11 protein-coding genes are annotated in these 13,064 nt (G+C 55.9%); 7 read left to right on the forward strand and 4 right to left on the reverse strand.

Translation table 11 applies throughout. The features are described 5' to 3' along the window. Positions 1-3 precede the first annotated feature (3 nt). The 7 genes from MIM_RS15805 (at position 4) to MIM_RS15835 (ending at position 9,056) form a co-directional block, all read left to right on the forward strand. Positions 4-654 carry a VTT domain-containing protein gene (locus tag MIM_RS15805; protein ID WP_025373729.1) on the forward strand — a complete coding sequence of 217 codons (651 nt, stop codon included), beginning with the start codon at positions 4-6 and terminating at the stop codon, positions 652-654. Between the two features lie 184 nt (positions 655-838). Continuing rightward, entirely contained in the window at positions 839-1,861 is a 1,023-nt protein-coding gene (locus MIM_RS15810) for an amino acid ABC transporter substrate-binding protein (RefSeq protein WP_025373730.1), read from the forward strand. A 251-nt stretch (positions 1,862-2,112) separates the two neighbouring features. Then, on the forward strand, positions 2,113-2,880 hold the full coding sequence (locus MIM_RS15815; RefSeq protein ID WP_025373731.1) for an ABC transporter ATP-binding protein: 768 nt from the start codon (positions 2,113-2,115) through the stop codon (positions 2,878-2,880). A gap of 8 nt (positions 2,881-2,888) precedes the next feature. Beyond that, positions 2,889-3,884 carry an iron-siderophore ABC transporter substrate-binding protein gene (locus MIM_RS15820; RefSeq protein ID WP_025373732.1) on the forward strand — a complete coding sequence of 332 codons (996 nt, stop codon included), beginning with the start codon at positions 2,889-2,891 and terminating at the stop codon, positions 3,882-3,884. After that, positions 3,881-5,854 carry an iron ABC transporter permease gene (locus MIM_RS15825; RefSeq protein WP_025373733.1) on the forward strand — a complete coding sequence of 658 codons (1,974 nt, stop codon included), beginning with the start codon at positions 3,881-3,883 and terminating at the stop codon, positions 5,852-5,854. Before MIM_RS15820 ends, MIM_RS15825 begins: the two co-directional genes overlap by 4 nt. Positions 5,855-5,874: 20 nt before the next feature. Next, on the forward strand, positions 5,875-7,731 hold the full coding sequence (locus MIM_RS15830) for a chorismate-binding protein (protein ID WP_042071593.1): 1,857 nt from the start codon (positions 5,875-5,877) through the stop codon (positions 7,729-7,731). A 221-nt stretch (positions 7,732-7,952) separates the two neighbouring features. Further along, positions 7,953-9,056 (forward strand): extracellular catalytic domain type 1 short-chain-length polyhydroxyalkanoate depolymerase, encoded by a 1,104-nt coding sequence (locus MIM_RS15835; RefSeq protein ID WP_025373735.1) that lies wholly within the window; start codon positions 7,953-7,955, stop codon positions 9,054-9,056. A 78-nt stretch (positions 9,057-9,134) separates the two neighbouring features. Here MIM_RS15835 and MIM_RS15840 read toward each other — a convergent pair whose 3' ends face one another. From MIM_RS15840 to MIM_RS15850, 4 genes are all read right to left on the reverse strand, one after another. Further along, complete coding sequence (locus MIM_RS15840) at positions 9,135-10,127, reverse strand: adenosine deaminase (protein ID WP_052342327.1); 993 nt, start codon at positions 10,125-10,127, stop codon at positions 9,135-9,137. An 85-nt stretch (positions 10,128-10,212) separates the two neighbouring features. Then, positions 10,213-10,383: a DUF2474 family protein gene (locus MIM_RS22605; RefSeq protein WP_084459013.1), complete on the reverse strand. Its 171-nt coding sequence runs from the start codon at positions 10,381-10,383 to the stop codon at positions 10,213-10,215. Positions 10,384-10,464: 81 nt separating this feature from the next. Next, positions 10,465-11,472 (reverse strand): cytochrome d ubiquinol oxidase subunit II, encoded by a 1,008-nt coding sequence (gene cydB / locus MIM_RS15845; RefSeq protein ID WP_025373737.1) that lies wholly within the window; start codon positions 11,470-11,472, stop codon positions 10,465-10,467. After that, on the reverse strand, positions 11,462-12,907 hold the full coding sequence (locus MIM_RS15850; protein WP_025373738.1) for a cytochrome ubiquinol oxidase subunit I: 1,446 nt from the start codon (positions 12,905-12,907) through the stop codon (positions 11,462-11,464). The genes cydB and MIM_RS15850 overlap by 11 nt, the downstream gene beginning before the upstream one ends. Positions 12,908-13,064: the final 157 nt, after the last annotated feature.

A 13,064-nucleotide genomic window follows, 5' to 3' on the forward strand; every position in this document is an offset into this window, starting at 1 on the left:
TTTATGAACTTCTCTTCGCTGTTTGGCTGGCTCCACGATAATCAGGCTCTCATGGCCATGTTGCACGATCACTGGAGCTGGGGTATCTGCCTGGTTGCCCTCATTCTCTTTCTGGAAACCGGCCTGGTCGTTCTGCCGTTTCTGCCCGGTGACTCCCTGCTTTTTGCCGTCGGCGCTTTCATGGGCATCAGTGGCATCCCGCCTTTTTGGTATATGGTCATGCTGTTTGCTGCCGCCGTAGTCGGCGACTACGTCAACTACTCCATCGGACGTTCGCCCCTGGGACAAACCTTGGTTCGCAAGGGCTGGGTCAAGCAAAATCACATTGAAAAAACGCATGCCTATTTTGAAAAATATGGTGGCTCCACCATTACCCTGGCACGCTTTATTCCCATCGTGCGCACCATTGCCCCCTTTCTGGCAGGACTCTCGGGCATGGATCGTCGCCATTTCGCGCTTTACAACGTATTAGGCGGCTTCCTGTGGATATTCCTGCTGGTCATGGCCGGTTATTTCCTGGGCCGCATTACCTGGGTGCAGGAAAATCTGTCCCTGTTTACCTTAGGCATCGTGATTATTTCCGTGCTGCCCATGGCCTGGCATGTATTCAAGCTCTGGAAAGAAAGCCGTCAGGAAAAACCGGCAGGCAAATAACCTTAGAACACCCCCTCCCTTGGCGCGACGGGCACGATCATGCAATCCGGATAACTACGGATGCAGACCGTGCCTTTTCTTTTATTACATTACGTAATAATATTCAAAGAAATAGTTGTTTTCCGATAGATAAAATCCGGTCTATCTTCTTGCTTTGTGCCGTAACCCTAAACTGGAGTCTGCTATGTCTGCCCTATTGAAAGCTTCACTTGCCTCGCTCGCCATCGCAGCGGCGATCCCAGGCATCACCCATGCGGCAACGCTGGATACCGTCAAACAACGCGGCTCTGTCGTATGCGGTGCTACTACTGGCTTTGCCGGTTTTTCCGCGCCCGATGCCAAAGGCCAGTGGCAGGGTCTGGACGTAGATCTGTGCAAAAGCATTGCCGCTGCAGTGTTTGGCGATGCCAGCAAATTCAAGATCGTACCGCTGAACTCTCAACAGCGTTTTACCGCTCTGCAATCGGGCGAAGTTGACGTCCTTACCCGCAACACCACCGTCACCCAACAGCGCGATACGGCACTGGGTCTGATTGCCGCCGGCGTCAATTTTTATGACGGACAAGGCTTTCTGGTGTCCAAAAAACTTGGCGTGAAAAGTGCCAAGGAACTCAATGGCGCCACCATCTGCCTGCAAACCGGCACGTCAAATGAAAACACGCTGGCCGACTGGGCCCGCGCCAACAAGGTAGAGTACAAACCCGTAGTCTTCGATCAGTTCAATGAGGTGGTCAATGCCTTCGCAACCAACCGTTGCGACGTCTTCTCTACCGATGCCTCCGGCCTGGCATCCATTCGCATTTCCAAACTGTCTTCGCCTGATGATTACGAAGTGCTGCCGGAAATCATTTCCAAAGAGCCGCTGGGCCCCTTTGTACGTCAGGGCGACGATGCCTGGCTTAACATCGTCAAATGGGTCTTTCAGGCGACCGTTAATGCCGAAGAACTGGGCGTAACCACGGCCAATGTCGATGAACAGCTCAAAAGTACCAATCCCAATATCCAGCGCTTGCTGGGTGTTACGCCTGGTGCCGGTAAAAATCTGGGACTGGATGAAAAATGGGCCTATAACGTCATCAAACAAGTGGGCAATTACGGCGAGAGTTTTGAACGTAATGTCGGCCAGGGCAGCCCGCTGAAAATCAAGCGTGGCCTGAATGCCTTGTGGACAGACGGCGGCCTGCAATACGGATTGCCTATCCGCTAATTGCGCTTTTGCCTGCCGTCGATAAAGACGGTCAGTCCGGAAAGGCCCGCTATGCAATGCGGGCCTTTTTACATTCTGCGCCACCCAAAGCCCCGGCAACAGGCGCGCGTCAATGCCTTGCCCGCCACTTACCCACCTGAGCCATGGCGCCGATCAATCCCGGGTAATAACGTAAAAGACAAGGAAAACACCCGATGGGATATTGAGAATCATTTACAATCACCGCATTGTTCTATTCTGCCGGATACACGATGATCCAGATTGAAAACGCTGGTTTTCAAACCTCTTCCAAAACCCTCTTGCATCCACTCACCACGCAATTTGAACGTGGCAAGTTCTACGGATTGATCGGCCACAATGGCTCGGGCAAGTCCACACTGCTGAAGCTGCTGGCGCGTGAGCACAGCCCTTCGCAGGGCGCCATCCTGCTGGACAATACGCGTATAAATACGCTGTCCAACCGCGAGTACGCGCGCAGGCTGGCCTATTTGCCACAATATACGCCGGTCATTCCCGATATGAGCGCCCGCGAACTGGTGGAACTGGGACGTTATTCATGGAACAGCATCTGGCGCAACAATAACCCCGACAACGGTTCAGCCGTTGCGCGGGCCATCGAACTGACCGATACCGGGGCTTTCATGCCTGCGCTGCTCGATTCGCTCTCAGGCGGCGAGCGCCAGCGGGTATGGATTGCCATGCTACTGGCCCAGAACACTCCCTATATCCTGCTGGACGAACCACTGGCGGCACTGGATCTTAAACATCAGCTTGAAGTGATGCAATTGCTGCAACGGCTGGCTCATCAGGAAAACCAATGCGTCATCGCGGTCATTCATGATATCAATCTGGCTACACGCTATTGCGATCAGCTACTCGCTTTGCGTGCAGGCAGGCTGATCTACGCAGAACCGTCAGCCGCCCTGCTCGATCAGCAAAAGTTACGTCACATCTACGATGTCGAGCTGCAATTGATCAGCCATCCCGTGCATCCGGGCGTGCAACTGGCGTTCAACTGAGCCGCCGCATGACCATATCCATTGCATTTCGCTGTTGCATACTTCTCGGCGCCTGCCTGATGGCCAACTCAGCGCTTGCCACTACTGCTGCGAGTCAGACCAATCCAGCGAACGAGGCAGCACCTTCTGCTTCTGCACCGCCGCCCCTTGCAAAAAAGGCACCACAACGCATTGCCGTCCTGGACTGGACGATTGCGGAAACCATGGCCGCCATGGAAATTTTCCCTGCGGCGATCGCGGAAAAAAACAGCTACCAGGTGTGGAGCCAATCGCCTGCCATGCCGGCGAGCACACTGGATCTGGGCATGCGTGCCCAGCCCAATCCCGACCGGCTGATCCGGCTGGCGCCCGACCTGATTCTGGCGTCGCAGGATTATGCCTTCGTTAAAGGCCTGCTTGAGCGTATTGGCCCCACCACACTGCTGGACGTCTACACGCCAGGACAGGATATCTATGAGAATCTGCGTGCGCTGGCAATGCGGATCGGCGACATTACAGGGCATGCCGACCGAGCCGCCCGTTATATTGCACAGACCGATAAGGCACTTGAGACGATCAGCCACGAGCTTGAGCCGCACCGGGGGCAGCCGGTCGCGATTATTCAGTTTATCGATGCCCGCAATGTCCGTATCTATGGCAAGCCCAGCCTTTTTTCCACCGCGCTGGAAAAAATCGGCATCACCAATGCGTGGACAGCTGCCGTGAACCAGTGGGGGTTTCAGAGCGCAGACCTGACCCATCTGGCCGCTCTGCCCAAAGACACCACCCTCTTCATCATTAAGCCCTATCCGGCAGATCTGCCCGGCAAGTTACAGGACAACGTCATCTGGCAGGCATTACCGGCTGTACGTAACAACCGGATCATTCTTGCCGACCCCATCTGGACGCTGGGCGGCTTAAGCACCGTGCTGCGCTTTGCGCAGACGGTCCGGGATGGTTTGCAGGAACAGGATGCCAACGCCGGCTCGAACGCGGCTTTCCGTTTTCCCGGATATCAGCAATGAAATATACCTTTTCCGCAAGAATCCTTGCTCTGTTCAGTGGTGCCATCGCGATTGCGCTGATCGCAGCCGTCATGATCGTCGCTGCGCCGGGTCACCATGCAGGATCAGACGCCGCCATGCAGCAACTGGTGTTCTGGCATGGCATCCTGCCCAGAATAGCCATGGCGCTGCTTTGCGGTACCTGCCTGGGTCTGAGCGGATTTATTCTGCAGCAGGTCACGCAGAACACGCTGGCGGCCCCCGACACGCTGGCTATCAGTAGCGGCGCCCAGTTCGCGCTGTTAATGGGCATGATGTATTTCCCGCAGGCGCAATTATTTGACTCCACCCTGCTCGCCATGATCGGCAGCCTGGTGAGCAGTCTGCTCATGCTGCTCTTCATCCGGAGAGCCGGCAGCGCAGGCAATACGATGATTTTGATCGGATTGATGCTGACGCTGTTGCTAACGACGCTCAGCAATATGTATCTGATCCTTAACCCCGACCAGCTCTACGGACTCATCATCTGGGGTGCCGGCTCGCTCAGTCAGGACTCCTGGGGCCCCGCACTGCGTACCGGTTGGCAAACCCTGTTGTGCCTGCCGCTATCCTGGTTACTGCTGCCTTCGCTGCGCGCCTTTGCCTTGCAGGGAACGCTTGCCAAAAGCGTCGGCGTGAATGTTCGACTGGTACGCGTCACCGGCTTCATCCTCGTTTCATTCCTGATTGCCATCGTTGTCAGCAGTGTCGGCGTGATTGCCTTTGTCGGCCTGGCCGCACCGGTGATCGCCCGCTCCCTGGGCGTCACCGACATTCGCAAGCAATGGGCTTATGCCATGCTGTTCGGCGCCCTGCTGCTATCCATTACCGATTCAGCACTGCAACTGGCCACTTACCGCTGGCCCAACAGCATCATGACAGGCACCGTGACGGCTCTGCTGGGTGTGCCGGTACTGCTGTTGCTACTTATGAAACAGCGTAGTCACACGCGCCAGGAAGTCGCACCACTACATGCGGGCTTGCGCCTGCCCGGAGGACAGTTGCGGAAACGTATGCTCCTGTTGATGGCGCTTGCGATTGGCTGCTTCGTGCTGCTGCCACATATCACTCACAATGTTGCGGGCAACTGGACCCTGGTCGCGCACATTGACCCAACCATTGCGCTGTTTACCGAAAATCGTACGCTAACGGCCATCCTGTTTGGTATCGCCATCGCCTGCGCCGGCACCCTGATTCAAAACATGACCAACAACAGCATGGCCTCACCCGAATTTCTGGGCGTCACCTCCGGTACCGGGCTGGGTCTGATCGGACTGATGATGCTGGTGCCCGCGCCCTCACCACTTCTGTACCTCGTCTGCGGTATTGGCGGCGCTTTTGCCAGCCTGCTCTTTGTGATGCTGATCAATGCTCGCAACCAGTTTCAGCCCGAAAAAATCCTGCTGACCGGCATGGCGCTCACGCAATTGTTCAGCTCGCTGCTGACCCTTACCCTCGCCAGCGGCATGCAGCAAGTGCAACAGCTGCTGATATGGATATCCGGCGATACCTACATGAGCCTGCTGCAAAATGATCTGCCGGTTCGCTATGGCATTGTGGCATTACTGATCCTGCTGGCCTGCGTTACCCGGCGCCCCCTGAGTCTGCTGCGTCTGGGCGACCCGGTTGCCCGCGCTACCGGTCAGCGTCCCATGCTCACTCGCACGCTGTTGTTCCTGCTGATTGCCGCACTCACCACACTGGCCTCCATTACCATCGGCCCAACCAGCTTTGTGGGATTGATTGCACCGCATCTGGCCCGCTCCGTGGGTTTTCATGGATTGCGCACGCAAATGCTGGCCTCCTCTCTTATTGCCATTGTGATCATGTTGTGCGCGGACCTGCTGGGCAGACACATCATGTTCCCCTATGAAGTTCCCACCGGCCTGATTGCCACCTTCATCGGCGCCGTCTATTTTCTATGGCAATTTACCCGAAAACAGAAGGTGTAATTCCGGTATCATTGCGTGCCATGGACACATTGCACCCTTTCGTTCTATTTGACGATGCCGTTACCGGGCAGGCCACGCTGCTGGAGGCATTTGTACGCGCTGATACCATTACTGCCGCGCAACGGACAAGCCTGGATAGCGTGCTCGCCGATGGTTGGGAGCAGGCCCTGCATCCGGCCATCTTCATTCCCTACGAATTCGGCATGGCCGACGCTGCCAACGCAGCACAAGCGGGTGACACGGCATTGCAGATCCACTGGTTCTCACAAGCGACCACGCTATCGGACGAGCACATTGACGCCTGGCTGACACAGCAGGCGGATGGGCATGATCCGAACCGGCAACCGGCGGGACTGTGCAATCTGCAATTGCAGCCAGCGTTTGAGGATTACCGGCAGCAGCTTGATCGATTGCACCAGGCCATCACCCGCGGCGATTTCTATCAAATCAATTACACCGCAAGACAATACTTCGAAACCTACGGTTCACCGGTGTCGCTATACCGCGCTCTGCGATCCAGGCAACCGGTTCCTTACGGCGTGCTGGCCTGGTTGCCGCATCAGCGCATGGCACCCTGGACAGTCTGCCTGTCTCCGGAGTTATTCATCCGTATTCATGACAATGGCCTGATCGGCGCCGAACCCATGAAGGGTACCCTTGCCTGTCAGCCGGAAGATGACATCGACGCACTGGCTCGCCTGCTGCGCAATGACAGTAAAAACCGGGCGGAGAATCTGATGATCGTGGACTTATTGCGCAACGATTTATCCATGCTTGCGCAGCCCAACGGGGTACAGGTGCAGGAACTGTTCAAAGTGACCCGCTTTGGTCAGGTGCTGCAAATGACCACGCCGATACAGTGTCAGGTACGCCCCCACATTACGATGGCAGATGTGATTGGCGCGTTGTTTCCCTGTGGTTCCATTACCGGCGCGCCAAAAAAAATGAGCATGCACTATATCGCAGAAAGTGAAATTGCTCCGCGGCACTTATACACCGGGAGCATCGGCTATCTGCAACCATCCGACAATACGCTGGGCACCAAAGGCTGCTTCAATGTAGCCATTCGTACAATAACCCTGCAGCCTATGCGCGAACAGGCGCTTGCCTGCACCGGGGTGATGGGCGTGGGTGGTGGCATAGTGTATGACAGCACGGCCCAATCCGAATACGAAGAAATTCACTGGAAGGCGCGTTTTCTGCAAACCATTCCTGCCGATTTCGCACTGTTTGAAACGATGCTGGTAGAGCAAAGCCAATGCGCATTGCTGGGCCGGCATATCGAACGTCTGCTTGCCTCTGCACGCGGGCTGGGCTTTGTTGCGGACCAACGAGCATTAGCAGAGCAGTTGCAGCAATTCATTGCCGCACAGCCGCCGGACGCCAGCCTGCGCGTACGTGCCGTGCTGACGCAAAACGGCGCCTGTGAGACCCGTGCTTTTCCCCTCGATACACCGGCAACCCAAGCCGGGCATGGTCTGCCTTCGGTGAGCCTTGCACCGCGCTTATTACCGGTATGTGACCCCTTGCGTCGCTTTAAAACGACATGGCGCAAACATTATGACAATGATTTACAACAGGCTGCCGTTTCAGGTGATTTCGACGTTCTTTATTTCAATCATGATGGTCAGCTGCTTGAAGGCGCACGCACGTCCGTCTTTATTCACTATCTTGGTGCATGGCTGACACCCGCCCTGAGTCTGGATATTTTGCCCGGCGTCATGCGCGCACAGGTACTGGCCAATCCTGCACAGTATCTGCAGACGGATCACGTTACCGAAGGACCTATCACCCTGCCCATGCTGCAAGCGGCCGATGCTATCGTCGTCACCAATGCCCTGCGCGGGTGCATACCCGTAAGACTCAAATCAGCCTGACATTGGTGCAGCCGGCAGGCTACGCCATGTCCCGTACGCGGCTGCACTGCCGCGCTAAAGACACGTATTGCAACGACTGGCGGGACAGGAAAATACAACAATTGTTCATTTACGTGATATCTTCATACAGTCATCTTAGTATTTCATGCAAGATCCACACCTGCACTGCACTCATGAGGTGAAGACAGGTTAATGCTACATTACCGTGGGGATACCACATTATGGCTCGCAGCATGAGCTCCATTTTTCTGAAAACCGCCCGCAAAATTGCGCGCCAGCAAAGCAACGCACTCATCAAGGCGACGCAGTCCAATATGAAACTGGCTGCGTCGGCCTTCAATCACAACCCGTTGTTCCCTCCCTCACCGGTCGCGGTGTTGCGCCCGGCAAAGAAGCCCGTCCCGCCACCCTTCCGTCACGGTTCCTGGACAGAACGGGTGTTCAAGGTGCCGACAACGATCTCCCTGTTTTTCCGGCGTTTGAGTTACTTCCTGTATGTACCGCCATCGCGTGAAATGAAGGGCAGCGCCATGCTGGTCATGCTGCATGGCTGCAAACAGACGGCGACGGAGTTCGCGCAGGGAACACGGATGAACCAGCTCGCAGCCAAAGCGAATATGGTCGTTGTGTATCCCCAGCAGTCGCGACAGCGCCAGACCCTGCGCTGCTGGCGCTGGTATCTGCCCGATCAGCAACACGGCTATGCCGAGGCCGATGCGATTGCCGCGCTGGTGCGCAATCTGATACAGCGACACAAACTGGATAAAACGCGGATTTATCTGGCGGGCATGTCGGCCGGTGCCGGCATGAGCAGCCTGCTGGCCTTGCGCCACCCCCAGCTGTTTGCTGCAGTGGCCTTGCATTCGGGGCCTGTGATGGGCAATGCGAGCAGCCTGTCCAGTGGCTTGCAAACCATGCGACGCGGCACGCTGAATGATCCGCTGACCGCACTCAAATCTGCCAACGACACGCTGACGGCCAGCGAGGACTACCTGCCAGCCCTGATCCTGCAGGGGCAGCTGGACCGGGTCGTCTCTGCCAACAACGGCGAACAGCTGGCGCGTCAGTTTGCCTGGCTCAATGGGTTTGATGAGCAGGCACAGCCCGTGGAAAAGCAGCTGCGAGAACAAACCTCGCGCGAATACACGCAGTTTGATTTCAAACGCGCCCGCAAGACGATTGTTCGTTTGTGTCAGCTCAGAAAAGTGGGCCATGCATGGAGCGGCGGCGACAGCCGGCTGGACTTCAACACCCCGGATGGCCCGAATGCCTCAAGCCTGATCATGCAATTTTTCAGGATGCATCAACGCGGCGAGAAAATCTAGCGGCAAACGGTCAGATGTGATTGGGTCAATTCACAGTCACGTGGTCTGAGTCAGGGCGGGGCAGTCAGGGGATCTGGGTCAGGACGTCTGGGTCAGGAACACAGGAAAACGCGCCTGCATGCTGTTTTCGGCCAGTATTGCCAGTTCCCGGTCGCTCAAATCGAGGGCTTCGGCAACCGCCATATAGTTGTCCAGCAAATAACCACCAAAATACGCGGGGTCATCCGAATTAATCGTCACACACAACCCCTGGTCCAGCAACCGCTTCAGATTATGCTCACGCATATCGTCCACCACCTTGAGTTTCAGGTTTGACAATGGACAGACGGTTAGCGGTATTTTTCTGGCCGCCAGCGTTTGCAGCAATAACGGATCTTCCTCACTGCGCACGCCGTGGTCAATACGCATCACCTTCAGCCGGTCCAGCGCACTGCTCACATACGCAGCCGGCCCTTCCTCACCTGCGTGGGCAACCAGATAAAAACCCAGTTCACGGCAACGCGCATACACCCGTTCGAATTTTTCCGGTGGATTGCCCTGTTCGCCCGAATCCAGGCCGATGCCCAACCAAAGATCGCGGTATTGTTCGCGCAACGGCAAGGCCTGTTCCAGCGTATCGAATGCCGCCTGCTCGGACAAATGCCTTAGGAAACTCATGATCATGCAGGAAGTCATCCCCCATATTTCCCGGCCTTCGCGCAGGGCGCGGGCAATGCCGGCAAACACCGTTGCGATAGGCACGCCACGCTCGGTATGGGTTTGCGGGTCAAACATGATTTCTGTATGAACCACGCCCTCCTGCGCTATCCGTGCAAGATACGCCATAGTCATATCATAAAAATCGGCCTCGGTAATCAGCACGGCGGCACCGGCGTAGTACAGGTCCAGAAATGACTGCAGATCGGTAAACTGGTACGCATCACGCAATGCCTGTATGGACGGATATGGCAAAGCCACGCCATTGCGCTGTGCCAGCTGGAAAATCAATTCGGGCTCCAGCGTCCCTTCAATATGCAAATGTAATTCAGCCTTGGGCAGCTTGCGAAGATATTCTAAACGTTCGGTATTCATTAAGATGTCAGATCGGATTCGGATGCGGCAGCAATGCGCCACATTGCGCTTGTGATAAGGTGCTATTGTAACGTGCGCACGCCATTCAGGTGGACATGCCCACCGCAGACATAATACCGCGCAGCAGATAGGCCGCCAGCAGCAGTGCCGTGGTTCCGGCCAGCCACAATCCCACAAACCACAGCCAGCGGCTGTATTTGCCTGGCGTGCTGCGGGTGCGTCTGTTTTCCTGCTGCGTCATATCGCCCGATTTCATCTGTCCAGTCCGCCTGTCGCTGTATGTGGCAGTGCCGGTGCCGGCAAACGGACACGATTGCGCCCGCAAACGGTCCTGCACCTAGTGATAACCAGCATCTGCAGTCACTTTTCCCCGGAACACATAATAGGCCCAGGAGGTGTACATGAGAATGAATGGAATAATAAAAAGCGCACCCACCAACGCGAAACCCTGGCTTTCCGGCGGTCCGGCGGCGTCCCAGATGGAGATGCCGGGTGGAATAATATTGGGCCAGACACTGATACCCAGCCCGCTATAGCCCAGGAATATCATGCACAGGGTAAAAACGAACGGCTCGGCATGCGGGTTGTGATTCAGGCTGCGGATCAGGCCCCAGCCTGTCAGTATGACCAGAATGGGAACCGGTGCAAACCAGAACAGATTGGGCAAGGTAAACCAGCGTGCGTAAATAAGCGTATTATTCAAGGGTGTCCAGATGCTCAGAATACCGATGATCACCAGCAGCGCCAGCGTGAGCGGCCGGGCCAGTTCAATCATCCGCATCTGCAGTGCCCCATGCGTCTTGAGCACAAGCCAGGTGCAGCCCAGCAAGGCATAGGCCACAACCAGGCCAATACCGGTGAACACGGAAAACGGGGTGAGCCAGTCCAGCGCTCCGCCGGCGTAGGCGCGATTGACAACGGTGATGCCATCAATATATGCGCCCAGTGTCACGCCCTGGAAAAACGTCGCCAGTACAGACCCCCCGATAAAAGCCGCGTCCCACCAGCGGCGGCGGGCATCGCTGGCGCGAAAGCGGAACTCAAATGCAACGCCGCGGAAAATCAGTGCGAGCAGCATCAGAATCAGCGGCATGGCAAATGCGCTCAGAATCACGGCATAAGCCAGCGGGAAGGCAGCCATCAGGCCGGCGCCGCCTAACACCAGCCAGGTCTCGTTACCATCCCAGACTGGTGCAACCGTATTCATCATCACATCACGATCTTCACGGCGAGGCATGAGTGGAAACAGAATCCCGATACCCAGATCAAAGCCGTCCATGACCACATACATCATGATGCCGAAAAGGATAATCACGGCCCACAAGAGCGAAATATCAATTCCCATGACGGTCTCCCGGTGTTGAGGTATGCAACTCTTCATTGGCATCGGTCGCCGCCGACAACGGCCTTGCCGGTGTACGCCCCTCGCCCGGCCCGCCGCCGTCAATTTCCAGATGCGGAGTCGGTTGCGGCCCCTGGGCCATAATGTGCAGCATATAGATAATTCCTGCACCGAAAAGTACGAAGTACACCACGATAAACAGGATCAGCGTAATGCCCAGTTCCACTGCGCTGTGCGGAGTCACGGCATCGGCCGTACGCATGACGTTATAGACGATCCACGGCTGGCGCCCTATTTCAGTTGTGAACCAGCCTGCCAACATGGCAATCAGGCCGCTCAAGCCCATACAGACCGAAAAACGATGCAACAGCGGGCTTTCATATAGCCTATCCTTCCAGCGCGCATACAAGGCCCATACGCCAAGCAACAGCATCAGCATCCCCAGTCCGACCATAATCCTGAATGACCAGAACACAATCGTTGAATTCGGCCTGTCCTCAGGCGCAAACTCCTTGAGTGCCGGAATGTTCCCGTCCAGGCTGTGTGTCAGTATCAGGCTGCCCAGACGCGGCACTTCAATCTTAAAGCGCGTCTCTTCCCGCTCCATATCCGGCCAGCCGAACAGCACGAGTGGGACACCCTCACCAGCCGGTCCATTTTCCCAGTGGCCCTCCATGGCCGCCAGTTTGGCCGGCTGGTGTTCCAGTGTATTAAGACCATGAAAATCGCCAACCACAATTTGAATCGGCGCCACCACAAGCAGCATCCACATGGCCATGGAATACATTTTTCTGACGGAATAGCTGACGTTCCGGCGCAACATATGCCAGGCCGCAACCGCTCCAACAATCAATGCCGTCGCAAGAAATGCGGCAATGACCATATGGATCAGACGATAGGGAAACGAGGGATTGAAGATAACGGCCAGCCAGTCGACCGGCACGACACGATTGTTGATAATTTCGTAGCCCTGCGGGGTCTGCATCCAGCTGTTGGATGCCAGAATCCAGGTCGCGGAAATCAGAGTACCGATAGCCACCAGAATAGTGGAACACCAGTGCAGCCGGGGCCCTACCCGGTGCCAGCCGAACATCATCACCCCCAGAAAGCCCGCTTCAAGAAAGAAGGCGGTCAATACTTCATAGGTGAGCAACGGGCCGGTCACGCCACCGGCAAAGTCAGAAAAGTAACTCCAGTTCGTACCGAACTGATAGGCCATGACCAGGCCGGACACCACACCCATCCCAAAGTTGATCGCAAACACGCGCAACCAGAAATGGTACAGGTCCCGATAAACGGTATTGGCCGTCTTAAGCCAGAGGCCTTCGAGCACAGCCATATAACTGGCCAGCCCGATCGTAATAGCGGGGAAAATAATATGAAAAGAGATCGTGAACCCGAACTGAATTCGGGCCAGAGTCAGAGTGTCCAGCTCCATTTGCTGCTCCTGGAGGATTGAAACATACACGCATGGTATGGAACTCTGCTGTCATGGAAGATTCTGCTATTACCCAGCGAGTCCATATTATTACTTCACATCACAGTTGTGACATTGTACTTCGATTTACGGTCAAACCGGATGAGCCCTGTCATAG

It is taken from the genome of Advenella mimigardefordensis DPN7, from assembly GCF_000521505.1.
Lineage (GTDB): Bacteria > Pseudomonadota > Gammaproteobacteria > Burkholderiales > Burkholderiaceae_B > Advenella > Advenella mimigardefordensis.

Bases quoted from the DNA above. Each gene is read 5' to 3' on its own strand.
- MIM_RS15805 (WP_025373729.1), top strand. From the start codon at position 4: ATGAACTTCTCTTCGCTGTTTGGCTGGCTCCACGATAATCAGGCTCTC.
- MIM_RS15810 (WP_025373730.1), top strand. From the start codon at position 839: ATGTCTGCCCTATTGAAAGCTTCACTTGCCTCGCTCGCCATCGCAGCG.
- MIM_RS15815 (WP_025373731.1), top strand. From the start codon at position 2,113: ATGATCCAGATTGAAAACGCTGGTTTTCAAACCTCTTCCAAAACCCTC.
- MIM_RS15820 (WP_025373732.1), top strand. From the start codon at position 2,889: ATGACCATATCCATTGCATTTCGCTGTTGCATACTTCTCGGCGCCTGC.
- MIM_RS15825 (WP_025373733.1), top strand. From the start codon at position 3,881: ATGAAATATACCTTTTCCGCAAGAATCCTTGCTCTGTTCAGTGGTGCC.
- MIM_RS15830 (WP_042071593.1), top strand. From the start codon at position 5,875: ATGGACACATTGCACCCTTTCGTTCTATTTGACGATGCCGTTACCGGG.
- MIM_RS15835 (WP_025373735.1), top strand. From the start codon at position 7,953: ATGGCTCGCAGCATGAGCTCCATTTTTCTGAAAACCGCCCGCAAAATT.
- MIM_RS15840 (WP_052342327.1), bottom strand. From the start codon at position 10,127: ATGAATACCGAACGTTTAGAATATCTTCGCAAGCTGCCCAAGGCTGAA.
- MIM_RS22605 (WP_084459013.1), bottom strand. From the start codon at position 10,383: ATGAAATCGGGCGATATGACGCAGCAGGAAAACAGACGCACCCGCAGC.
- cydB (WP_025373737.1), bottom strand. From the start codon at position 11,472: ATGGGAATTGATATTTCGCTCTTGTGGGCCGTGATTATCCTTTTCGGC.
- MIM_RS15850 (WP_025373738.1), bottom strand. From the start codon at position 12,907: ATGGAGCTGGACACTCTGACTCTGGCCCGAATTCAGTTCGGGTTCACG.